A 639-nucleotide genomic window follows, 5' to 3' on the forward strand; every position below is an offset into this window, starting at 1 on the left:
ACCCTACCTTCACCCTGGACATGGGTAGATCACCTGGTTTCGGGTCTACGACCTCGTACTATACGCCCTATTCAGACTCGCTTTCGCTACGGCTCCGTCTTTTCGACTTAACCTCGCACGAGATCGTAACTCGCCGGTTCATTCTACAAAAGGCACGCCATCACCCATAAACGGGCTCTGACTACTTGTAGGCACACGGTTTCAGGTTCTCTTTCACTCCCCTCCCGGGGTGCTTTTCACCTTTCCCTCACGGTACTGGTTCACTATCGGTCACTAGGGAGTATTTAGCCTTGGGAGATGGTCCTCCCTGCTTCCGACGGGATTCCTCGTGTCCCGCCGTACTCAGGATCCACTCAGGAGGGAACGAAGTTTCGACTACAGGGCTGTTACCTCCTCTGGCGGGCCTTTCCAGACCGCTTCATCTACTCCGTTCCTTTGTCACTCCGTATTGAGTGTCCTACAACCCCAAGAGGCAAGCCTCTTGGTTTGGGCTGTTCCCGTTTCGCTCGCCGCTACTCAGGGAATCGCTTTTGCTTTCTTCTCCTCCGGGTACTTAGATGTTTCAGTTCCCCGGGTATGCCCTCCATACGCTATGGATTCACGTATGGATACTGTCCCATTACGGACAGTGGGTTCCCC

At 54.1% G+C, this 639-nt stretch carries 1 rRNA gene; it reads right to left on the minus strand.

Going from position 1 to position 639, the window contains the following annotated elements:
- Positions 1-639: ribosomal RNA gene (locus ETC00_RS19475) — 23S ribosomal RNA — on the minus strand; the annotation flags it as partial.

The organism is Brevibacillus sp. MCWH (assembly GCF_013096935.1).
GTDB lineage: Bacteria > Bacillota > Bacilli > Brevibacillales > Brevibacillaceae > Brevibacillus > Brevibacillus aydinogluensis.